The organism is Roseinatronobacter sp. (genome assembly GCF_051859525.1).
Classification (GTDB): Bacteria; Pseudomonadota; Alphaproteobacteria; order Rhodobacterales; family Rhodobacteraceae; genus Roseinatronobacter.
Window position 1 is genome coordinate 23,317 of the sequence record NZ_JBHYFM010000022.1, and the last position, 22,934, is coordinate 46,250.

General features: G+C 62.7%; 20 protein-coding genes. 4 read left to right on the forward strand and 16 right to left on the reverse strand.

The annotated features are described in order from the left end of the window. Positions 1-11 precede the first annotated feature (11 nt). The 3 genes from ACTIE1_RS13585 to ACTIE1_RS13595 form a co-directional block, all read right to left on the reverse strand. A complete protein-coding gene (locus ACTIE1_RS13585) occupies positions 12-1,271 on the reverse strand; it encodes an aspartate kinase (protein ID WP_439561096.1) in 1,260 nt (419 codons plus the stop codon). Between the two features lie 67 nt (positions 1,272-1,338). Continuing rightward, positions 1,339-2,523 carry an acetoin utilization protein AcuC gene (locus ACTIE1_RS13590; protein ID WP_439561095.1) on the reverse strand — a complete coding sequence of 395 codons (1,185 nt, stop codon included), beginning with the start codon at positions 2,521-2,523 and terminating at the stop codon, positions 1,339-1,341. Further along, positions 2,520-3,029 carry a glutathione peroxidase gene (locus ACTIE1_RS13595; protein WP_439561094.1) on the reverse strand — a complete coding sequence of 170 codons (510 nt, stop codon included), beginning with the start codon at positions 3,027-3,029 and terminating at the stop codon, positions 2,520-2,522. The genes ACTIE1_RS13590 and ACTIE1_RS13595 overlap by 4 nt, the downstream gene beginning before the upstream one ends. Before the next feature lie 117 nt (positions 3,030-3,146). On the opposite strand from ACTIE1_RS13595, the gene ACTIE1_RS13600 reads away from it, so the two are divergent. Further along, the gene (locus tag ACTIE1_RS13600) at positions 3,147-3,590 is read left to right on the forward strand and encodes a DUF1178 family protein (RefSeq protein WP_439561093.1); all 444 of its coding nucleotides are present in this window, start codon (positions 3,147-3,149) and stop codon (positions 3,588-3,590) included. Positions 3,591-3,737: 147 nt separating this feature from the next. Here ACTIE1_RS13600 and ACTIE1_RS13605 read toward each other — a convergent pair whose 3' ends face one another. The 11 genes from ACTIE1_RS13605 to cls form a co-directional block, all read right to left on the reverse strand. Then, the gene (locus ACTIE1_RS13605; RefSeq protein ID WP_439561092.1) at positions 3,738-4,919 is read right to left on the reverse strand and encodes a DUF1501 domain-containing protein; all 1,182 of its coding nucleotides are present in this window, start codon (positions 4,917-4,919) and stop codon (positions 3,738-3,740) included. A 16-nt stretch (positions 4,920-4,935) separates the two neighbouring features. Further along, positions 4,936-6,297 carry a DUF1800 domain-containing protein gene (locus ACTIE1_RS13610; protein WP_439563441.1) on the reverse strand — a complete coding sequence of 454 codons (1,362 nt, stop codon included), beginning with the start codon at positions 6,295-6,297 and terminating at the stop codon, positions 4,936-4,938. A gap of 183 nt (positions 6,298-6,480) precedes the next feature. Next, positions 6,481-9,936 carry an AAA family ATPase gene (locus tag ACTIE1_RS13615; RefSeq protein ID WP_439563442.1) on the reverse strand — a complete coding sequence of 1,152 codons (3,456 nt, stop codon included), beginning with the start codon at positions 9,934-9,936 and terminating at the stop codon, positions 6,481-6,483. Beyond that, positions 9,936-11,156: a metallophosphoesterase family protein gene (locus tag ACTIE1_RS13620; RefSeq protein WP_439561089.1), complete on the reverse strand. Its 1,221-nt coding sequence runs from the start codon at positions 11,154-11,156 to the stop codon at positions 9,936-9,938. The genes ACTIE1_RS13615 and ACTIE1_RS13620 overlap by 1 nt, the downstream gene beginning before the upstream one ends. Positions 11,157-11,484: 328 nt before the next feature. Then, a complete protein-coding gene (locus tag ACTIE1_RS13625) occupies positions 11,485-12,198 on the reverse strand; it encodes an NAD-dependent deacylase (RefSeq protein WP_439561088.1) in 714 nt (237 codons plus the stop codon). A gap of 6 nt (positions 12,199-12,204) precedes the next feature. Beyond that, positions 12,205-14,085: an excinuclease ABC subunit UvrC gene (uvrC, locus tag ACTIE1_RS13630; protein WP_439561087.1), complete on the reverse strand. Its 1,881-nt coding sequence runs from the start codon at positions 14,083-14,085 to the stop codon at positions 12,205-12,207. A 303-nt stretch (positions 14,086-14,388) separates the two neighbouring features. Continuing rightward, entirely contained in the window at positions 14,389-15,165 is a 777-nt protein-coding gene (locus ACTIE1_RS13635) for an SDR family oxidoreductase (RefSeq protein ID WP_439561086.1), read from the reverse strand. 3 nt (positions 15,166-15,168) lie between these two features. Beyond that, the gene (locus tag ACTIE1_RS13640) at positions 15,169-16,110 is read right to left on the reverse strand and encodes a calcium/sodium antiporter (protein ID WP_439561085.1); all 942 of its coding nucleotides are present in this window, start codon (positions 16,108-16,110) and stop codon (positions 15,169-15,171) included. Between the two features lie 21 nt (positions 16,111-16,131). Next, positions 16,132-16,320, reverse strand: a complete 189-nt coding sequence (locus tag ACTIE1_RS13645) for a hypothetical protein (RefSeq protein ID WP_439561084.1) — start codon at positions 16,318-16,320, stop codon at positions 16,132-16,134. Between the two features lie 3 nt (positions 16,321-16,323). Continuing rightward, positions 16,324-17,124, reverse strand: a complete 801-nt coding sequence (locus ACTIE1_RS13650) for a S49 family peptidase (RefSeq protein ID WP_439561083.1) — start codon at positions 17,122-17,124, stop codon at positions 16,324-16,326. Positions 17,125-17,216: 92 nt separating this feature from the next. Next, positions 17,217-18,644, reverse strand: coding sequence for a cardiolipin synthase (gene cls, locus ACTIE1_RS13655; RefSeq protein ID WP_439561082.1), 1,428 nt, complete (start codon positions 18,642-18,644; stop codon positions 17,217-17,219). A 141-nt stretch (positions 18,645-18,785) separates the two neighbouring features. On the opposite strand from cls, the gene ACTIE1_RS13660 reads away from it, so the two are divergent. The 3 genes from ACTIE1_RS13660 to ACTIE1_RS13670 are packed head-to-tail and all read left to right on the forward strand — an operon-like array spanning position 18,786 to position 21,940. Then, positions 18,786-19,676 carry a lysostaphin resistance A-like protein gene (locus ACTIE1_RS13660; RefSeq protein ID WP_439561081.1) on the forward strand — a complete coding sequence of 297 codons (891 nt, stop codon included), beginning with the start codon at positions 18,786-18,788 and terminating at the stop codon, positions 19,674-19,676. 56 nt (positions 19,677-19,732) lie between these two features. Beyond that, positions 19,733-20,665: an acetyl-CoA carboxylase, carboxyltransferase subunit beta gene (gene accD / locus ACTIE1_RS13665; RefSeq protein WP_439561080.1), complete on the forward strand. Its 933-nt coding sequence runs from the start codon at positions 19,733-19,735 to the stop codon at positions 20,663-20,665. Positions 20,666-20,668: 3 nt separating this feature from the next. Beyond that, the gene (locus ACTIE1_RS13670) at positions 20,669-21,940 is read left to right on the forward strand and encodes a bifunctional folylpolyglutamate synthase/dihydrofolate synthase (RefSeq protein WP_439561079.1); all 1,272 of its coding nucleotides are present in this window, start codon (positions 20,669-20,671) and stop codon (positions 21,938-21,940) included. Between the two features lie 61 nt (positions 21,941-22,001). On the opposite strand, the gene ACTIE1_RS13675 is transcribed toward ACTIE1_RS13670, so the two are convergent. Continuing rightward, on the reverse strand, positions 22,002-22,436 hold the full coding sequence (locus tag ACTIE1_RS13675) for a c-type cytochrome (protein ID WP_439561078.1): 435 nt from the start codon (positions 22,434-22,436) through the stop codon (positions 22,002-22,004). A 188-nt stretch (positions 22,437-22,624) separates the two neighbouring features. Beyond that, on the reverse strand, positions 22,625-22,934 hold a 310-nt coding region (locus ACTIE1_RS13680), incomplete at its 5' end, for an ATP-binding cassette domain-containing protein (protein ID WP_439563443.1).

Sequence of the window (22,934 nt, forward strand, 5' to 3'; positions counted from 1 at the left end):
CGGGCTGTTTCTCAGCCCGCCTTGTCCAGTTCAAACGCATCATGAAGCGCCTGAACAGCCAATTCCATATATTTCCTGTCAATCAGGACTGAAATCTTGATTTCTGATGTCGCAATGACCTTGATGTTGACACCTTCATCCGCAAGCGCGCGGAACATGCGCGCCGCAACCCCAGCATGGCTACGCATGCCAATCCCGACAACCGAAACCTTGGCGGCATCTTCATCTATTTCCAGCATGTCATAGGTGATGGACCCTGCATCGCGCGCAGCTTCCAGCGCCTTGCGCGCGCGGTTCACCTGCTCCACCGGGCAGGAGAATGTCATGTCGGTCACCGGCTTTTCGCGGCCCTTGTAATTCTGTTCGGAGATGTTCTGGACAATCATGTCCACATTGACGCCCGCTTCGGACAGGGGGCCGAAAATGGCGGCGGCTATGCCGGGGCGGTCCTCGACGGTGACAAGGGTCAGCTTGGCTTCTTCGCGGCTATAGGCCACGCCAGACACGACTTTCGATTCCATGATTTCATCCTCATCACAGACCAGGGTTCCTGATTGCTCATCCGTATCATCAAACGATGACAATACACGCAGCCGCACCTTATAGCGCATCGCCAGCTCGACCGAGCGTGTTTGCAGCACTTTCGCACCAAGGCTGGCCAGTTCCAGCATTTCTTCAAAACTGATCTTGTCCAGCTTGCGCGCCTTCGAGGTGATGCGCGGGTCGGTGGTGTAGATACCGTCCACATCGGTGTAGATGTCGCAACGCTCTGCGTCGAACGCCGCAGCAAAGGCCACAGCCGTGGTGTCGGACCCGCCACGCCCCAGGGTGGTGATACGCCCTTCAGCGCTGACACCCTGAAAGCCCGCGATCACGGCAACCTTGAAGCCTTCGGAAAATTTCGCGTCCAGATTGGCGCGCGGAATATCGACAAACCGTGCCGCACTATGCGCGCTGGTGGTCTGGATGGGAACCTGCCAGCCTTGCCAGCTGCGCGCGGGCACATCCATTTCCTGCAACGTCAGGGCCATCAGGCCTGCGGTCACATTCTCGCCCGAGCTGACGACGGCATCGTATTCGCGTGCGTCATACATGGGCGAGGTCTCATTGACCCAACCCACCAGTTCATTGGTCTTGCCCGACATGGCCGAGACGATGACGATCACGTCATAGCCGCGGTCAACCTCTGCCTTGACCTTTTGCGCCGCGTTGCGGATCCGTTCCAGATCCGCAACCGAGGTGCCGCCGAATTTCATTACCAGAAGCGGCATTGGCCGACCCCTCCAAACGGTTTTCGCGCCACTTCATAGGCGTGTGCAGTGGGTTACGCAAGGTGGCCTATAGGCTTGGGGCAGGGCTATGGGCGGTTTTTTTCTGCCCCTGTGCCCCATTGCGCCGCGAATGGGGTGACGCAGCGTCAAACCGCGCATGCAGGCTGGCCACGGCGCCTGTAATTTCGGGCCGCACAAGGCCTTCGCGCGGGGGGTCGGCCAGCGTGGTTTTCCAATGATCCTGCGGCCTGCGCCCTGTGCCGCGCCGGTTCCAGTGCAACGCGTGCAAAACCTGCTGCGCCGCATCGGTCAGGGGGGCGCTTGCGGTATGGCCGTTCAGCGCCCCCCACACCCGCGTCCAGCAGCGCGCGACCGACCACGGGTTATACCCACCGCCGCCCAGCACCATCAGGCGCGGGGCCAGATCGCGCAGCGCCAGTGCGGTTTCCACATGGGCGTTGTTGGACAGTGCCAACCGCGACAGCGGGTCTTCCTCAATGGCGTCGGACCCGCATTGCAACACCACCGCCTGCGGGTCGAACCGTTCCAGCACAGGCAGGATCAGCCGGTGCAGGACATAGCGCATTTCACTGTCATTGAACCCGCGCGGCACCGGCAGGTTCAGCGCCCGTCCGCCCGCGTCATCCCCCAGCGCGCCGGTGAAGGGCCAGCGGCGGTCCTCATGGACGGAAATCATCAGCATATCATCAGCGCCCGCCAATGCCGCGTTCACACCGTCGCAATGATGGGCATCAATATCGACATAGGCAATGCGCGACAGCCCCATGCGCCGCAGGCTCAGCAGCGCCAGAACTGGGTCGTTCAGATAGCAAAACCCGTTTGCACGGTCGGCCATGGCATGATGGGTGCCGCCGCCGGGCACATGCACGACGCCGCCATCGCGCATCAACTCGGCAGCCAGCATCACACCGCCTGCCCCTGTGGCAGGGCGACGGAACATTTCAGCAAAGACCGGATTGGCCGTGGTGCCCAGCCCGTGGCGGGCGCGCATCCCCTCATCCACGGTTTGCGTTGCTTCCGCCTGCATCAGGGCCGCAACATAGTCAGGGGTGTGAAACATGCCGAGCGCCAGCGGTTTGGCGCGTGGGCTGGTGCGGTATTGTGCGTCGGGCAGCCACCCCAAGGCGCGCGCAAGATCCATCACTGTGGAAACTCGCGGAATATGCAAAGGGTGCCATGCGCCATAGCTGGACCCGCGATAGATGCCGGACCCTATGAAAACCGGCGTCACGGCAGGGCCGCGCGGATCTGCCGCGTGATGGCGCGGGCGGTCGGGCGCGTGCCGGACCCCCAGAACCCCAGCAATGCGCCATCGGGGCCGATCAGTGCCTTGTTGAAATTCCATGTCGGCACCGCGCCATGCGCATCTGCAAGCCAGCGATAGAACGCATGCGCCTCCGGCCCGCGCACCGGCGTGATCTCGGTAATGGGAAATGTCAGTCCGGTCTGGACGCGGCAAAAATCCGCAACCTCTTCATTGCTGGACAATTCCTGCCGGAAATCATCGGATGGAACCGCCAGCACAACCAGCCCGCGCGGCCCGTAATCGTCATATAACTGCTGCATGTCGCCGTATTGCCGCGTGAACCCGCACAATGACGCTGTGTTCACAACCAGAACGGGTTGCCCGCGCCAGTCGTCCAGATCCAGTACTTGCCCGTCCAGACCCCTGAACTGGAACGCATGGGCCGGAAACCCCAAGAGCATTGCAATGAGTGTGCATATGACAGCGCGCATCGATCCCTCCTGTAGATACGGGAAACTAGTGCTGGTCCTTGAAAGGGCAAAGGTTTCAGCTTGAATTAACCGCCCCAGCGTTTAACTACACAGCCAAGGGTGCAAGGGGCCTGGATCATGATCAAATTCTCTCTCAGATGTGCGCAAGGGCACGGGTTTGAAAGCTGGTTTCAGTCCGGCGCTGCATTTGACAGCCTGCAAAACCGCAAACTTGTGGCCTGTCCGTCCTGTGGCGACACACAGGTCGAAAAGGCGTTGATGGCGCCTGCTGTGGCGCAAACGCAATCCCCCGACAAGCCCGCGCCGTCCGACACGCCCGCCGCCCCGCAACACAACAGCCCCGAACTGGCCGCGAAACTTCGGGAGTTGCGCAGCCATATCGAAGCAAACTCCGAATATGTCGGTGAGAATTTCGCCTCTCAGGCGCGCGCGATGTATCTGGGCGATATCCCCGACCGCCCGATCTATGGCGAGGCCCGACCACAGGACGCCAAGGCCCTGCTGGATGACGGGGTTCCTGTCCTGCCGCTTCCCTTCACGCCCACACGCAAGGCGAACTAGGGCGTGTTGCTCAAAAGTGGGAACCGGTTTTGAGCTTCTCGAGCATGCAGAACCAATAAGTTAGAACATGTCGCGTGAATACTTATGAACGCGACATGTTCTAGGGCACGCTGTTCGGGCCAGGCACAAAGCAGCCGGAAGGCCCCCTTACAGAAACAGGCGCGGGGTATCGCCCATGTCCAGGCCTGAAAACACATGCCGTTCAATGCTTGATACCGGCAGGCCGAACAGATCACGCATCGCCCATGCCGGATAGGCGCGAATGTCCGACAAGGGCATCAGGTCGCGCCCTGCATAAAGGTCCTGATCCCCCAGACCCGGCCAGCCCCCGATGGCCCGCCCCCCGCGCAACGCCCCGCCCGCCAGCAACAGCGCCCCGCCCGTGCCGTGGTCGGTGCCGCGTGCGCCGTTTTCGCGTGCCGTGCGCCCGAATTCTGTCATGGCCATCACAGTGGTTTCGCCCCAAACCGGCCCAAGGCCCTCGCGCAAGGCAAGAATCGCATCCTGCAACCGCCCCAACGCAGGCAGCAGCGCGCGGTGCTGGTCGCGATGCGTGTCCCATCCGGTCAGTGAAAAACTGGCAATGCGTGCGTCAGCCAGCAATTGCTGCGCAATATATTGGCCAAGTCCGGCCGCATCGCTGCCTGCGGGGATATCGCCGTCATCCGTATCGGTGCCCGTGGCTGTCATTTCCAGTGCGATCCGGCCTGCTTGTGCAAATAGCGGATCATTGTCGAACAGGTAGGACAGCAGCAGCCGGTTTTGCGGGCTTAGGTCCAGATCGGTGCCCGGCGACCATTGGGTCATCGGGGCCTGCCCTTCAAGGATCAGCATGCGTTCACGCCCCACCGCGAAGGCCGTGCGTGCCTGCGCATGGGGCAGTTGTGCAACCAGCCGGTTCAGCCAGCCATCGCGCTGCAAGGCGGGCGGCAGGACACCCGCCGTGCCCGCTTCCAGATGGTCCTGACCGTCAAAATGGCTGCGCTGGTCGCGGTACAAGGTTGACGTTGCAGGAACAAAAGCCATCTCGCCCGCGTGCCACAACGGCATCAACCCCGACAAGGCAGGATGCAGCGCAAAGAAATCGTCCAGCGGCAGGGGCGTGTTTTCCTGCGTCAGATGCGGGCGCAATGCGGCCAGATGCGGATCACCCACGGGGCGGAATACGTCCAGCCCGTCCATGGCCCCGCGCAGAACGATGACAACCAGTCGGCGCGTGCCCGGCAGCGCGGCCAGCGATACAGGCGTTAGCACAGGGCTGGCCGCCGCCGTGCACCCCAGCGCCAGCGCACGGGTCAAAAGCTGGCGGCGGTTCATCCGGTCGGCCATGATGTGCCCTTTCCCCTTATCTGCGGTTGAATGCGGGCGATGCAAGGATCAGCCCGATCCCTTGTATGCGCGTCTCGGCCCCGCGTGCGGCACGGCGCAGCGCGTCGGGCGCTGCATCGCCCAGTGCCAGATCCACGAATGCGCGCGGGTCCGGCCCGTCCGGCCAGCGCTGCACCAGCGCCGTGACCCAGCCAATGCGTGCCGCAAGCGTCTGGGGCGTGACCCAGTAGGCGGCAGCGTCGTCATGCCCCGCAGCGTTTGGGACGGCTTCAAACGCCTCGCCCATCTGCTGCAAGGGGTCCGCCAGTTCCAGCCGTGTGCGCCGTGATGGCAGCGCCAGAAACCCGTCACGCGGGATATTCAGGGCGCGTATCGCCGCTGCCATCAATTCCACCGGCGCGCGGGTCTTGGCCATCGGGTTTTCCCATGCCGCAGGGTGTTCCAGTAGTGCGCGGTAACAGGTCATCAGATCCCCGCCGCTTTGGGAAAACGCAGCCGCGATATGCGCGACAAGCTGCGGGTCGGGCGCATCAGCCACGAAATGCCGCGCCAGCTTGCGTGCGATATGCGTGGCGGTGTCGGGGTGGCGGGCCAGATCATCAAGCGCTTTTATGATATGCTCCAGCCGCGTCACGCGTGCCCCGTAGCGCGTGCCCAGCACCTCCAGTATGGAAGGTTCGGCGATGCGGGAATCGAACATGAACTCGTTTTGCGGGCCTACACGCAGTCCGGTCAGCAGCAGGGCAAACTGGCTGACATCTGCCTGCGTATAGCTTGCTGACGCGCCCAGCGTGTGCAGTTCCAGAACCTCGCGGGCCAGATTTTCATTCACACCGCGCCCCTGTCGCCTGCCCACCGCACTGTTCGGCCCGACCGAACGGAACTGGTCCAGATAGACCAGCATCACCGGATGCAGCACCGCCGCGCGCAGCATGTCGGAAAAACGGCCCGTCACATGCGGCCTGATCGCGTCATGGATAAAGGCGCTGCGCGTGCGCATCAATGCGCCCCCCATGCCCATGGCTGCGAAATGGTTGGCCCAGAAACGGGTCAGGCGTTCATGGAACCCGCAGTCCGCATAGGCCAGTTCGGCAATGGCATGGCGCAGATCGGTGAAGCTGGCATCGCGCAGGGCCTGATGCGCGCCCTCGAACGCCGAGCGGTCGGCGGGCGTGGCGGTTTCCTCGCGGCTGGTGCGCAGCAGGGTTGCGCGGTTTTGCAGCAGGGACAGGCGTTCCGCCCATGGCTGTGGCGGGAATGCAGGCCGCGCTTCTGCTTGCAGGCTGTTATACAGCATATCGGCATTTGCGGGCGCCGGGGTGTTCGGGGACAATCCGGCCCCGAACCGGATCGCCGCTATTGTGGGAACCGACACCATTTTCGCCCTACCTGCCCGATGACGCGGCATGACTATGTCATGCACTTGCCCGAACAGGAAATCACGTTCCCCCACGGGGCGCAACAGTGTTCGCCGCTGCTATCCTGCGCCAGTTGCGTTTGGAAGGTCGGCACTGGCACAGGGGCGCAGGTCACACAGGCCATCGGGGGCACCCCGACACGATCAGCGTGACAGCGCGCGCATATCGTGGATTTGCGCATCGGGGCAGGCGCGTTTGGCAATCTCGCACAGATGCGCGTGGTGGGTCAGGTAAATCACCTGTCCTTTTCGCGCCATATCGCCCAGCAACCGGAAGGTTGCGGCGGACCGGTCATCGTCGAAACTTTCCATAATGTCATCTGCAATGAACGGCACCATGGGGCGGCTGCCGGCAAGTTCCAGATAGCCCGCAATGCGCAATGCCAGATATAACTGGAAACTGGTCCCCTTGGACAGGGTGTCCACGGGCTTTGCCGCGCCGCGCGCATCGCGTGCAATCAGCAATTCCCGCGCCCCGTCAGGACGGGTGGACAAGCCCTTGTAGCGCCCGCAGGTCAGCGCGCGGAATGCATGGCCCGCGCGGTCCATCATGGTGGACCTGTGCGTGTCGCGGTAGCGCCGCAGTGCCTGTTCCACGGCCAGAATACCGGCCTGTCGCGCCAGATAGTCGCGCGCTTCCTCTGCGATCTGCAAAACCAGTGTCTGGCGTTCCTCCTCCAGTCGGGCGGCGGCATCGTCCAGTCCTACGCTGTCCAGCTCCGCCCGCGCGGCGGCCAGTTGGGCATAGGCTTCGCGCAGCGCCTGATCCTGTGCTTTCAGCGTGGCGGCAAGCGTGTCGCGTTCCACCCCCATGGCTTGAGGGTCAAGCGCCTGCAACCGCGTGATTTCAGCCGCCAGATCATCACAATGCAGATGGCTTGCAAGGTCATGGCGCGTGTCGGTCACGCGGGCGCTTGCGTCATTGGCCTGCCGGATGGCGGCCATCTGTTCGGCAATCTTGTCCAGTGACGCGGTGTTGAATTGCGCGCGCAGCGCCTGGGTCGCATCCTCCAGCGCGCGTGCACGGCGCATCAGCGCGTCCAGTTCCGCGCGGGCCGTATCGCGGGCCTTGATCAGGCGCTGGCGTTGCTCTGCGGTGTCTTGCGCGCGGCGCAACCTGTCGCGCAGTTGTGGCCACAGCACGCGCGGGTCGGGATGGGGCGGCATGTCCATGTCCTGCGCCAGCGCAGCCAGCTGGTCGCAAAAGGCGCGTTCATCCTTGCCGATCGCGTCAATGCGGTGCGTCAGGTCGCGCAATTCACTGCGCAACGGGGCCAGCCTGTCCAGTGCCGTCAGGATGGCGCGCACTTGTGGCACAGGTGTCGTCGGGGCGATCCATGTCTGCGCCAATGTGTCCGTCCAGCGCGTCTGCCACGCGGCGCGGCTGGCCTGCACCTGATCCAGCGCGTTTTGCCTGCGCCTTAGGTCTGCCTGCGCGCGGCTTAGGGCTGCGCGACGCTCGGTCAGGCGTGCGGCATTGGCATTCAGCCCCTCGGCCTGTGCAAGCAGCAAGGTGAAGTCGGTTTCGCTGGCAGGGCTTTCGCCCATGGCCGCAATCGCGTGGCTCAGGGTGGCACGGGCCTGTTCCAGCCGCGATATGCAGGCATCCAGATGGGTGCGCGCCTGCGCCTGGGCTTGTGCGTCTTGCAACGCCTTGGCGCGCTGGTCCTGCCATACAAGCAGATCGGCGACAGAACGCGGCGGGCCAGTGTCTTGCGGGTGCACCCTTGCCCAAAGTGCGGCAAGCTGGTCCATCAGGTCTGCAAGCACAGCTTCCGCCTGTGCCTTGTGCGCCAGCGCCTGCGCCAGTTCGGCCTGATGGGCGCGCAGCTGTTCCAGCCGTTCAGCCATGCGCGCGGCATCTATCATCTGTCGGGTCTGCCCGTCATGGGCAGCCATCGCGGCGGCAAATTCGCGCGCGGTGGCATTATTCATGTTGTGCAAATGGGCCGCCCACAGGCGGTCGCGCAGATCGCGTGCGGCGTCCAGCACGTCCTGCGTTGGCGCGGCGCAATCCCCCAAGGCCGCTTGCCCGCGGGCCACAAGTATTTGCAGGCGGCGGTTTTCTGTTTCTGCCGCGCGGATATCGCCTTCGGCGTCAGCGATCTGTGTGCCAAGCGCGCGCAGGGCCTGCGCCGCAGGCAGGTCAATATTGCGCAGCGCCTGCGGCGTGCCCTGCCATGGATGCAGCGCGGCAAAGGCATGTTCGCACGCCACCCGTGCAGTGTCCCATGCCGATGTCGCGTCCGCATGGGCGCGCAAAGGGTCCTTGGCGCGCAATTCGGGCAACAGCGCCTGCAGGTTTTGTTGCGCCTGAAATCTGGCCTCATCCGGTTGGGCGGCCGGGTCATTGCCGGATATTTCGACAAGCGCATCGCTGGCCTGTGCCAGTTCCTGCGTGGCAAGCTGTGCGCGGCGTGACAGGTCGCTGTCCTGCTCGATCAGGGTGGCCAGCGCATCGCGCAGCGGTGCGGCAAGTGGGGCTGCGTTCTGGTCGCCCTGCTGGTCGCCGTCCAGCCCAAGATCGGCGATGGCCTGCGCAATTGCGGCTTGCAGGTTGTCACGTTGCGACTGGCGCTTGGGCAAATCATCCTGCTGTTGGTCAATGACGCCAAAGCGGGCTTGCAGCCTGTCCAGATCGGGCACATGGCGCAGCGCGGCACTATCCGCCTGAAGCCCGTCCAATGCGTGTTCGGCATCCCTAAGCGCGGCTTCCGCCTGCGGGATCAGGGCCGCCAGACTGGTGTGTTCGCGCTGCCACTCTGGCAGGTTCGCCACCCACTCGGCGGGCAGGGGTGCGGGGGCTGGCAGTGTGGACAGCGCCGCTTCTTCGCGGTGCAGTCGGGCCAGAACGGGCAGTGCGGCCAGATCGCGCGCCAGGGCATCATGCAGGGTTTGCGTCTGCGCGCGTGCGTTTAACGCGCGCTGATAGGTCTGATCGGCAGTTTGCGCATCATCGCACAGCTTGCGCCACGCGCTGACCTGAAGGTCCACGGCCTTGCGATCCTCGGTCAGTTGTTTCAGGCGGTCGCGATATGCGTGAAGCTGGGTTTTGCGGGCGCGCGGACGGAACCACTCGTCCGATTGCGCGCGCAAGTCGCGCAACCGCTCGCCCAGTTCGGCCAGCCCTGCGGTGGCCTGAAACAGAAGCTGGCCCAGATCCCCTTCGCTGGCCAGAATGCTGTCGCCGCCCTTGACCAATGTGGCGTCATCCAGCGAAAACATGGTGGTGTAGCTGCTGCGATCCAGCCCCCCCAACAGGCTGGCCAGCACGGATGGGGCGACCGGCTGGTCGGTCGCTGCATCCAGCAAGGTGTTCACATTCCCCTTGATCCGCGCCAGCGCATAGGCATTGCCCGACACATCACGCAACTGCGCCTGCACCCGCAATGCGCGTTTTTCATGCAGGAAATCATATTGCGTCTGGTTCGGGAACCCGAACAGCAGGTCCAGCCATGCCGCCAGAAGCGTGGATTTGCCTGCCTCGTTCGGGCCGAACACGATATGCAGGTCGGGTGCGCCGCTGGACGGTGGGGGCAGGGAAAATGTCGCATCGGTGAAATGGCCATAAGCGGTCAGGCCCAATGCATCCAGCCGCATCAGCGCGCATCCCCCAGACGGGCCAGAACCTGCGCCAGCCCGTCATCGATCAGGGCGGGGTCCAACTGGTCAAACGCCGCGCGCAAGGCGGGGTCTGGGGGCAGGGCGGCTTGCAGGGTGGCGCGCATCTCCTCCAATGTGGCGGTGAAATGCGCGGCGTGGCGAAACTCCGTGTCGATCAGGGCGGCAAGCTGTGCAAGCTCGCCCGAAACAGACGTGGTGTCGCCAAGGTCAAGAACCAGTTTCTCAACCCATGTCTGGCCTATGGCGCGGGCCAGTTCCTGTGCCTCGGCCAGGGTAAGGTCGCGGTCGCGCAGCAGGCGCTGCGCAAGCGGGCTGGACCCTGTCAGGCGCAGACGGGCCACCAGATGGGGCGCGCGGCGTTGTGCGTTCTGCAATGCGGTGCGTATGGCGGCCAGCACGCCGTTCCAGTGGTCAATGCCCGTCACATCCACATTCAGCGGGCAAAAGGCTGCCAGCGCAACGCCGCGTTCTTCCAGATGCAGGGCACCGCCATCATCCACTGTGACCAATGTGACCGACCCGCCGTCCACTTCGCCAATGTCGCGCCCTTGGGGAATGCCCGGCATGACCACACAGGCGTCCCCGCGATAAACCGCGCGTTTGTGGATATGCCCCAACGCCCAGTAGGCAAACCCGCTTGCGTGCAGATCGGACAGGGAACAGGGTGCATAGGGGTCATGCCCTTCGGCACCGTTCAGGGATGTGTGCATCAGGCCGATATTGACGGCATCACCAACAGGGGCGCGGTATTTGGGCAGCAGGCTTTCGGGCGCTTTGGGTTCGCGGAAACTTAGCCCGTGCAGGGCAATGCGCAGGGGGCCTGCCTCCAGCAGTTCCACGCCTGCGCGCCCGTCGAACAGATGCACGCAGGGCGGCAGGGTCAGTTCGCGGGTGATGCGGCTTTCGGCGTCATGGTTGCCGCGAATGATGAAGGCGCGGATACCGGCATCATCCAGCCGCGCCAGTTCGGCCGCCAGAAAACGCGCGGTTTTCATGCTGGTTTGTGACCCGTCATACAGGTCACCCGAAACCAGAAGCGCATCGACCTGCTCGGACAGGCACAGATCAATTATGTTGCGCAAGGCCATGCGCGTGGCACCGGCAATCAAACCGGCCAGATCCGGATCACGCAGCGCCAGCGATCGCAGCGGGCTGTCCAGATGCAGGTCAGCGGTATGAATGAAACGAAACGCCATGGCGCGACACTGCCTTGCTTCGCGCGGGGGCGCAAGGGTGGGAAGGTTGTGAATGGGGGGCGGAAGGATAGCAGGGGAGGCTTATGGCCTGAAGCTGCCCTACGCGCTTGGATAAAGCCCGCGCCAGCGGTGGGCCGGGGTCTGCCGATCCGACGGTATAGGAATGCATTTTATGCAGGCGGCATACTCCTGAGTCTCAAGGATTGAAATGCCACCAGAGTAATCGGCAGGCCGCGGGACGGCCCACCGATGGCGCGGAGGGCTGCGCCCTTGATTCCGCACCTTTGGGCAATACCCAATGACCGCTTCAGGCCAAGACGCGCAGACGTTACCTGTCCTTTTGTCCTGAATAGCCCGCCAGAACCTCCTCGACCCAGACGGGTACGATCCGGCTTGCAGGGCCAAGGCGCGTGTCCTCGAACAGCCCCGCTGTGGCGGAAGGGTCAAGGTTCAGCTCCAGCGTTGCGGCCCCCATAGCGGCGGCTTGCTGCACAAACCCCGCCGCCGGATAGACATTGCCCGATGTGCCAATCGCCACAAACAGATCGGCGCGCATCAACGCGCGGTCGATCCGGTCCATATGATAGGGGTATTCCCCGAACCACACGATATCGGGGCGCGTCGCGGCACGCCCGCAGGCAGGGCAGGGGTCGGACGGGGACATCACCTGCGGCGCGTCCCATCTGTGGCCGCAATCCGCACATAGCGCGCGGTTCAACTGCCCGTGCATATGCACCACATCCACCGCGCCCGCGCGTTCCAGCAGGTCATCGACATTTTGCGTCACCAGACACACGCGGTCGGGGGCCGCGCGTTGCAGGCGGGCAAGGGCTGCATGTGCCGCGTTGGGGCTGGCCCCCAGACAATTCGCGCGGCGCGCATTGTAGAAATCATGCACCAGCGCGGGATTGCGCGCGAAGCCTTCGGGGGTGGCCACATCCTTCAGGTCGTATTTGGTCCACAGCCCGTTCTGGTCGCGGAATGTGCCCAGCCCGCTTTCGGCAGACAGGCCCGCGCCGGTTAGAATGACGATATTCTGCATGGCCGCCTACCTTGCGTTCAGATGGTCATGGATGACCTGCGCCAGTGTTTCCGATATGCCGCCCACTGCCTGCAAGTCCGACAGGCCCGCGCGCGCCACTGCCTTGGCCGAGCCGAAATGCGCCAGCAACGCGCGCTTGCGCCCTGCGCCCACGCCCGGAATATCATCCAGCGGCGAGGCGCTGACAGCTTTGGCCCGTTTTGCACGGTGTGTGCCAATGGCGAAACGGTGCGCCTCATCACGCAGGCGCTGGACGAAATACAGCACCGGATCATTGTGGCGCAGCGCGAAGGGGCGCGCACCGGGGCGGTGGAATTCTTCCTTGCCCGCATCGCGGTCAATGCCCTTGGCCACCCCCACAACCGGAATGTCATCCACGCCCAGATCGGCCATGATTCCGGCCACAACGCCGACTTGCCCCGCGCCGCCGTCAATCAGCAGCAGGTCGGGCCATGTGTCGCCCTGACGGTCGGGGTCTTCCTTCAGCAGGCGCTGGAAACGGCGGGTCAGAACTTCTTTCATCATGCCGAAATCATCGCCCGGTGTCAGGCTGTCGCCGCGAATGTTGAACTTGCGATACTGGCTTTTGATAAACCCGTCACGGCCTGCCACAATCATCGCGCCCACGGCGTCGGTGCCCTGAATATGGCTGTTGTCATACACCTCCACGCGGTCGGGCGGCCCGTCCAGCCCGAAGGCGTCGGCCAGCCCGTCCAGCAAGCGGCCCTGCGCGGCAGTCGACGCCATGCGCATGGCCAGACTTTCGCGCGCGTTGCGCAGCGCGTTTTCCACCAGTTCCGCCTTCTCGCCGCGTTGGGGCACGGCCAGTTCCACCTTGCGGCCCGCACGTTCGCCAAGGGCGGCGGCCACCAGATCGGCGTTCTCCAACTCATGCGACAGCAGCAACAGGCGCGGCGGTTCCTTGCCGTCATAGAATTGCGTCAGGAAGGCTTCCAGAATTTCCGGTTCTTCCGCGCCTGCACCTGTTGCGGGGTAAAAATCGCGGTTGCCCCAGCTTTGATTGGCGCGGATGAAGAACACCTGCACACAAGCCTGCCCCTTTTCCAGATGGATGGCAATGACATCGGCTTCTGTCACGCCGCGCGGGTTCACGCCCTGGGATTGCTGCACATTGGTCAGCGCGCGGATACGGTCGCGCAAGGCTGCGGCGCGTTCAAATTCCATATTGTCGGATGCGGCCTGCATATCCTGCGCCAGCTGCGCCTGAATGCGCGTGCTTTTGCCCGACAGGAAGCGTTCTGCATCAGCCACCAGTCCGGCATACTCGTCCTCGGTCACATAGCCCACGCAGGGCGCGCTGCAGCGTTTGATCTGATACAGCAAGCAGGGCCGCGTGCGGCTGTGAAACACGGAATCGGTGCAGTTGCGCAGCAGGAACACGCGCTGCAACTGGTTTAGGGTGCGGTTCACCGCGCCCGCGCTGGCGAAGGGGCCGAAATAGCTGCCCTTTACCGACCGCCGCCCGCGATGCTTGCGTAATTGCGGAAATGCGTGGTCCTTGGGCAGCAGGATATAGGGAAAACTCTTGTCGTCGCGCAGCAGCACATTGTAACGCGGCTTCAGCTGCTTGATCAGGTTCTGCTCCAACAACAGCGCTTCGGTTTCGGTGCGCGTGGTCAGGAACATCATGCTTGTGGTTTCCGAGATCATCCGCGCGATGCGTGCCGAATGCCCGGACGGGCGCGCGTAATTCGATACCCGCATCCGCAGGCTGCGCGCCTTGCCCACATACAGAACTTCGGATTTTTCGTTCAGCATGCGATACACGCCAGGCGAGTTGTCCAGCGATTTCAGATAGGACTGAATGCAGGCATGGCCGCGCAGGGCTGTGTCCGGTGTGTCATTTGGCGGCCTGTTGTCCGGCATTGCGCGTGGTCCTTGCTGATTCTGCCTTTGTCTGCAATGTCCGGGCTGGTCCTGCAACCTGAATCCTGTCCACTGAATCTGTGGATAAGTCTGTGGGCGAAAACTGTAACGCGTCGATTTTCCCTTGAATCCCTACCAGTTTCAAGCTGTGCCTAATTTTTGTGCATAAATTTAACATGTTGTTTGTAAATGATAATTTAATTGGCACCTGTCAAGTCACTGAAATTTATTAATAAATGGTTACGGATTTGTGACTGTTTCGTGAACGGTGCACAACTTGGTAAATTGCATGCAGAATGCCGCTTACAGCCCGGCCACGTCCGGCGTTTGCCACCCCAGATGCTGCCCGCCATCTATACATAAAAGTTGCCCTGTAACCGCCGGAGCATCCAAGAAAAAACCAAGTGCGGCAGTAATATCGGACGGGTTCGCACCGCGGCCCAGCATGGTTGTGCGGCGGCTGTGCTGATACTCGCCCTGTGGTTGATCGGCCGCTTGCAGTGTCGGACCGGGGCCTATTGCATTCACCCTGATCTGTGGGCCCAGTTCTTGCGCGGCCATGCGCGTGAAGGCCCAAAGCCCCATCTTGGCGATGGAATAGGTCATGTGCTGTGGCGTCAGCTTGCGCACTTTCTGGTCAATCATGTTCACCACCAGCCCGCTGGCAACAGGTTCCCCGGCGGCATCGGTCAGGGCAGGGGGGCATTGCGCTGCAAATGCCTGCGTCAGCACGAAGGGCGCGCGCAGGTTTGTCATCATATGCCTGTCCCAGCTTTCGCGCGTGGCATTGGCGATGCTGTCATCCTCAAAAATGGAGGCGTTGTTCACCAGCACCGACAGCGCGCCGTCAAGTCCGCGCGCCGCGTCTGTGACAACACTGTGCAGCGCATCTTCCTTCAGCAGGTCGGACTGAACGCAAACGGCCTTGCGGCCCATGGCCATGATGTCCGCCTGAAGCTGTCGCGCGGCCATGTCCGAGCGCGCATAGTGGATTGCCACATCATGGCCGCGCCGCGCCAGATACAGGGCCATTTCCCGCCCCAGTCGGTGGGCCGCGCCAGTCACAAGGGCCTTGGGCATTGTTCACACTCCGATCTGTGTCAAAGCCCAGATGTAGCCCCCGTATCCCAGAAGCAAGGCCCCGCCCCATATCCGCGAGATGGGTTTTTGTGTCCAGATGAACCAAGCCAGAAGAAGTGTGGCCCCCAGCATGACCCACAGATCCAGCTGTATCATCTGTGCAGGAATTTCCATGCGTCCGAACAGACCGGCAACCCCAAGGATCAGCGCCAGATTGAACAGGTTTGATCCGATGATATTGCCCAAGGCAACGCCGCCTTCGCGGCGAATGGCCGCCATCAGGGTCGTGGCCAGTTCCGGCAGCGATGTGCCCACGGCCACCACGGTCAACCCGATCATCAGGTCCGAGACACCCAGCGTTTCGGCAATATCAACCGCGCCACTGACCAGCACGCTTGCCCCCAGTGGCAGGCCCGCGATGCCAATAAGGGTGAACAGCGCGATCTTCGCCCCGCTCATGGACATATCCGCGCCTTCCAGATCGTCGGGTTGTGTTCGCGCCTTGCGCCCGCGCCGGATACTGTCGGCCATGAACAGCGCGAATGCCCCCAGCAACACCAGCGCCTGCCAGCCCCCGATCACGCCGGTCAGCGCCAGCGCGATGAACAAAACGCTGACTGCCAGCATCATCAGGTAATCGCGCAGCACCTCGCGGTTCACGGCCAGTGCGGAAACCAGCGCAGGCAAGCCCAGAACAAGCAGGATATTGGCAATATTGGACCCCACGACATTGCCCAATGCCAGCCCGCCCGCATCTTCCAGCACTGCCTTGACCGACACCAGAAGCTCGGGCGCGGATGTGCCGAAGGCCACAATGGTCATGCCCACCATCAGCGCGGGAATGCCCAGCCGCAGCGCCATGTTCACTGCGCCACGAACCAGCAGATCGCCGGCCACCAGCAAGATCACCAATCCCGCAGCAACCTGCGCAAGGTCAACCAGCATCTATATACAGCCTTCCAAAATCTAGCGCTTGCAGCGGCAGGATTCGCCGTTCAGCAGGAATTTTCCACATGTCTTGCATTTGCGCGGGCGCGGCAGTTTCGCCTGACGCAACCGGTCCAGCGGCGTCTTGTATGCCGGATTCATGAATTTCTTGATTGCGCCCATGACGACAATAAACACCAGAAATGCCGCCACAATTTTAATGATCATGGCCTACATCCCGTAATGTGCATACAGGGCGCGTTCCTGCGACAGCTCCAGCGCGTCGGACATGATGCCCAGCCCCAGCCGCGACAGGAAGGGGCGGCGAATTCCATACGAGCGGAACCGCACCTTCTCGCCGTAGCGCGCTTTCATCACGGGCACCAGATGGCCCAACCCGTCGGCCAGTCCCAGTTCAACCGCGCGGCTGCCAACCCAGAATTCCCCCGTAAACAGGCTGTCATCCTGCGCCAGCCTTGCGCCGCGCCGGTCCTTGACCTGTGTGATGAAATTCTGATGCACCTGATCTTGCAGGGCGCGCAGGCGGGCAATGTCGTCGGGGTTTTCGGGGCGGAACGGGTCCAGTTGCGATTTGGACTTGCCCGAGGTGTAGACACGCCGTTCAATGCCGTGACGCGCAATCAGGTCATGCAGCCCGAACCCTGCCGAAACAACCCCGATGGAGCCGATGATCGAATTTGCATCGACATGAATATCATCGCCTGCCGTGGCCAGCCAGTAGCCGCCCGATGCCGCCAGATCCTCGGCAAAGGCGTGCACGGGGATCTTCACCTCCTCGGCCAGCCGGCGGATGCGCGCCGCGATTAGCGCGCTTTGCACAGGACTTCCCCCCGGTGAATTGATCACCAGCGCCACCGCCGCCGGTTTCCCGCGCCGGAATGCCGCCTCGATCAGGGGGGCAAGGGTGGCATCATTCAGCCGCCCCGGACTGCTGCTTGCGGCAATCATGCCCTGCAAGCGGATCACGGCGACGGTCGGTTTTTTCGGAAGGAAAGGTAAATTCATGAACATGGCCTTGCATGTAGGGTGCCGCAGTGTGGGCAACAAGACTGACGGGACGAAGTTTGCGCGATTGCCTGCGTTTTCCTGTGGCCTGTGCGCCCTCACAACAGCGGGCTTGCCAGCGCCAACGTATTGTTGCGCAGCCTGCGAATGATGGACCAGTTGGCCACATCCGCGCGGTCGATCCGCGTGGCGCGGTCCATGTAGCTGCGCTGGCGCTGGTCCAGACATTCGGTAAAGCTGGCGCATTGGAACAATAACGAGTTTTCATAGTTCAGGTCAAAACTGCGATGGTCCAGATTTGCGGTGCCAATCATGCCGAACTGGCCGTCAACAGTGACGATCTTGGAATGAATAAGCCCGGGTGTGAACAGGTGGATGCGCACGCCCGCGCGCAGCAGGTCGGGATACAGGCTTTCGCTGGCCGCACCCACGATAGCGCTGTCATTGCGGGCGGGCAGGATCAGGTCGGTCTGCACGCCGCGTTCCGCCGCTGAACAAATGGCCGTGTGCAGGGCGGGGTCGGGCACATAGTAGGGTGTGGTCAGCGTCAGGCGTTCGGTCGCGGCATAGATCATGGCGCGCAACGCGTCTGACGGTGTGGTGTAAATATCGTCTGGGCCGGACGCGATAACCTGCGCAACCACATCGCCCTTGGGCGCTGGCGGGGCAGGGGCGCGCAGCATATGGCTAAGGTCTTCTGCATGATGCGTCATCCAGTCATGCAGGAAAACCGCCTGTTGCTGCTGGACCACCGGCCCTTCCAGCCGCACAAGGATGTCCACCCAAGGGGCAAAGCGCGGCTTGATGGCGAAGGCAGCATCGGCGCAGTTCCTGCTGCCGACCCAACTCAGGTGGTTGTCCACAACAATGATCTTGCGATGGTTGCGCAGGTCGATGCGCTGGAACAGCAGGCTGATGAAGGGATTGCCGACAGGGGCCGCCCGTTCCAGCGCAACACCCGCCGCGCCCATCAACTGCCACAGGTTCGACCGGATCAGGCGCCGCGCGCCGTGGTCATCGACAAGCACCCTGCATGTCACCCCGCGCCGCGCGGCATCCATCAGGGCTTGCGCCATGCGCGTGCCGGTCGCATCGGGCAGCCAGATATAGAACAACACATGCACATGGTCGCGCGCCTGCCCGATCGCGTCAAAGACATCGTGCATCATGGCGTCCCCTTCGCACAGAAGGGTCAGGCGGTTTCCTGCCAGTGGCGGGAACTGGCTGGTGGCCAGACCTGCCGCAAAAGCCGGATATGCGGCACCTGTGTGCACGGTCCCGTGCCCGAGTGTGGCACGTTGCGCGGCCTGCAACTTGTTGCGCACCTCGCGCATGCGTTCGCGCCCCGCACGCGCCAGCCGGATTTCGCCAAACAGGAAATACGCGGCAATGCCCGCCCCCGGCAGGGCCGAGATGATCGTTACCCACGCCAGCCGCGCGGAGGGCGACAGCCCCGCGCGCAGCAGCGCACGGATAATGAAGCCCACCTGCAATATGACAACCAGAACAACTGTTGCCGCCGCCATGACCTGTTCCTTAACACGATAAGGTGTCACATTGTCATGTCATCGCGCCATTGTCACCCTGTCCGTGATCTGCTTGAAGCGGGGCGCGATTGTGCCAGTTTGTGCGACAGCACGCTTCACCTTTCGGGGATATATTCTGTTATGTTGCAGCCATTGATTTTTGACCGTTATGTCGCCCCCGCCCGGTTGCGCCCGCAACTGTGGCGCCTGTTTCTGGGCATGATGGTCCTGATGGCCGTCTATCTGGGCTGGATCGCGTTGATGGGCGTGGGGTTTATGGGCATACATGGCCTGCGTAACCTTGATGCCGGTCTTGAAGGCGCGGGGCTGGGCGGGACGCCTGCATCGCTGGTGGGGGTGCTGTTCACCTTTGTCGGCATGGCACTGGGCGCATTCGCGGCGGTGCGGTTTATCCATCATCGCAGCGTGGCCTCGCTATTTGGTCCGCGGGCGTTGGTCTGGCGCGATTTTCTGGCGGGGCTGCTGATCTTTCTGGCAATGTCGGTTCCGGGCGTTGTGTATGTGCTGGTTTTTGTCGAACTGGGCAGCGGCGTGGCGTGGACGGTCTGGCTGGCATGGCTGCCTGTCGCACTGCTGGGCCTGTTGATCCAGACCGGCGCCGAGGAACTGGTGTTTCGCGGCTATCTGCAACAGCAACTGGCCGCGCGTTTCCTGTCGCGCTGGGTGTGGATGGTGGTGCCATCCGTGTTGTTCGGGCTGGTGCATTACGCCCCGGACGAGATGGGCGGCGCGGTCTGGATGGTGGTGTTTGTGACAGGGTTTTTCGGCCTGCTGCTGGCCGATCTGACGGCGCGCAGCGGCAGCATCGGCATGGCGTGGGGTCTGCATTTTGCCAATAACCTGCTGGCCATGTTCCTGTTCACCACGGGCGAGGCGCTGGACGGTCTGGCGCTGTACCGCCTGCCTTTCGGCCCCAAGGACACAGAGGTCATGACCTTCATGCTGGGGCTGGATGTGGCGGGCATGGTGCTGGTCTGGGCAGGATGCCGGTGGTGGCTGCGCGCTCGTTGATTGCATTTCATGCGTATGGCGATTATCTCAGGCCAGACGCCCTTCAGGATACCGCGATGAACTGGATTACAAATTACGTTCGCCCGACGATCAACTCGCTTTTCTCCCGGCGCGAGATGCCAGAGAATTTATGGGTCAAATGCCCCGAATGCGGGACAATGCTGTTTCATCGGGAACTGACCCAGAACCAGCAGGTCTGCACATCGTGCAACCACCATATGCCGATTTCGCCGCGCGAACGATTCGCCAATTTCTTTGATGGCGGCATGTTCACCGAAATCGCCGTGCCCCAGCCCATTGCCGACCCGCTGCATTTCCGCGACCAGAAGAAATACCCCGACCGCATGAAGGCCGCGCAAAAGGGCACGGGCGAAAAGGAAGCCATGCTGGTGGCCGAAGGGCAGGTGCTGCGCACGCGCCTTGTCGCGGTCGCGCAGGATTTCGGGTTCATGGGCGGGTCGATGGGCATGTATGTCGGCAATTCCATCATTGCGGGCGCTGAACATGCGATTGCGCGCAAGCTGCCGCTGGTGCTGTTTTCCGCCGCAGGTGGCGCGCGTATGCAAGAAGGTATCCTGTCATTGATGCAGATGCCGCGCACCACTGTCGCAATCGATATGCTGCGCGAAGCGGGCCTTCCCTATATCGTGGTGCTGACCCATCCGACCACAGGCGGGGTGACGGCAAGTTACGCGATGCTGGGCGATGTGCAGATCGCCGAACCCAATGCGCTGATCTGCTTTGCCGGTCCGCGTGTGATCGAACAGACCATCCGCGAAACCCTGCCCGAGGGGTTCCAGCGCGCCGAATACCTGCTGGATCATGGCATGCTGGACCGCGTGACCCCGCGCAAGGAATTGCGGTCCGAGGTGGCGACAATCCTGCGGATGCTGACAGCGCAGGGGCCTGTCGTCTATGGCGATCTTCCCGCGCCGGACGCGGTGGCGGACCCGCAACCGGACCCTGCTGCCCCCGAACAGGGGCGCTGATCCGTGACAGGCGCAGGGTCTGACGCGCTTCTGGCGCGCATGATGGCATTCCATCCCAAAATTATTGATCTGACGCTGGACCGTGTCTGGCGTCTGCTGGCGGCGCTGGACCATCCGGAACGCGACCTGCCGCCCGTCATCCATATTGCGGGCACCAATGGCAAGGGCAGCACGCAAGCCATGATCCGTGCCGGACTGGAAGGGGCGGGATGCAGTGCCCACGCCTATACCAGCCCGCATCTGGCGCGGTTTCATGAACGTATCCGGCTGGCGGGGGAATTGATTTCCGAACCCGCGCTGACGGATTTGCTGGATGAATGTCTGCGGGCCAACGGAACGGACGCGATCACCTATTTCGAGATTACAACCTGTGCGGCCCTTCTGGCCTTTGCCCGCACGCCCGCAGATTACACCCTGCTGGAAGTCGGGCTGGGCGGGCGGCTGGATGCGACAAATGTGGTCGAACAACCGGCGCTAAGTATCATCACGCCGGTCAGTCTGGACCATCAGCAGTATCTGGGCGACACGCTGGCCGAAATCGCGGGCGAGAAGGCGGGCATCATCAAGCGCGGTGTGCCGTGCGTGGTGGCCGCGCAAGAAGATGCGGCACTGGACGTGATCGAAGCGCGCGCCGCGCGCCTTGGCGCGCCATTGCTGGTTCAGGGGCAGCACTGGCATGTGACCACAGAAGGCGGGCGGCTGGTCTATCAGGACGAAACCGGCCTGCTGGATCTGCCCTTGCCCAATCTGGCAGGGCCGCATCAGGTGCAAAACGCCGGTGTGGCACTGGCCGCATTGCGCACGCTGGGGCACGGGGCAGGGGCGGAAGCAGCAGTCACCCGCGCGCAATGGCCCGCGCGCATGCAGCGCCTGCGCAATGGTCCGCTGGTCGATGCACTGCCACAAGGGCGGCTGTGGCTGGATGGGGGGCACAATCCGGCCGCAGGTCAGGCGATTGCCGCCACATTGGCGCAGATGAATCTGGGCAAGCTGTGGATGATTTGCGGCATGCTGAATACCAAGGATGTGGGCGGGTTCATGCGTCCGCTGGCCGGTGTGGCGCAGCGTCTTTATGCCGTCTCCATCCCCGGGGAGGCCGCAACCCTAAGCGCGCAAGAAACCGCAAATGCCGCGCAGTCAGCAGGTATTCCCGCACAACAGGCCGAGAGTGTCGCCGATGCGCTGGCCGAAATTGCTGCGCAGGACCCGCAGGCGCAGGTGCTGATTTGCGGGTCGCTGTATCTGGCGGGGCATATTCTGCGCGAGAATGGTTGACCGGGACAAATGAAAACGGGGGCCATGGCTGGCCCCCGACTTCCGAACGCAGCGCGCGGGTTTATTCGTCAGCGCTGAATTGTGCCAGATAGGCATAGATATCTTCGGCCGACCCGCGCAGGCGGTGGTTCATGTTGCCGCGCGCGCGTGCATCACCTGTAACCTCGCGCAGGTACCCGATGGGGTCGTTGACATAGGCCACGAAGCTTTCCTCATCCCAGACAAGCCCGTGTTCGGACCCTGCTGCCTGAATGGAGTTTGAGAACCGCTCATACCCTTCATAGGCACCGGCCTGACGCCCGGCGACGCCCCACAGGTTCGGGCCCGTCGGCGCAAGGCGTTGAATAACCTCGCCATCAGGGGACACGATGCCGTGGCAGCTTGCGCATTGGCGGAAGTTCTGCTCGCCCGCGGCGGCGTCACCGGTGGGTTCCGCATGTGCGGCGAAGGGCAGGGTGAACAGTGCAGCCAGCGCTGCGGTTTTGAACTTGAACATTTGTCTCTCCTCTGGGTGCGGGGGAACCCGCTGCCTGACAGCAATATAACACCCGACCGACTCGCGGGTATGGGGCTAGTGTAGCGGCACAAAACGCTAACGCAAGGTGACATAAGGACAGTGTCCCTGCCCATCCGCCCCCCTGCGACGATTTTACCTACCCCCCGACAGGCAACACGGCGCGGGTCCTAAATCGAGACACGTTCAAGGATTTCTGTTTTCGTAACCTGATTTGCGGGGCGTGACAGCACCACCTCGCCGCGATTCAACACGCAAAATTCATCTGCCAGATCATAGGCGAAGTCGAAATACTGCTCGACCAGAACAATGGCGATCTGTCCTTCATCGCGCAGCAATTCGATAACCTTGCCGATCTGCTTGATGATATTGGGCTGGATGCCTTCGGTCGGTTCGTCCAGCAACAGAACCTTGGGTCGGGCAATCAGGGCGCGGGCAATGGCAAGCTGTTGTTGTTGCCCGCCCGACAGATCCCCGCCG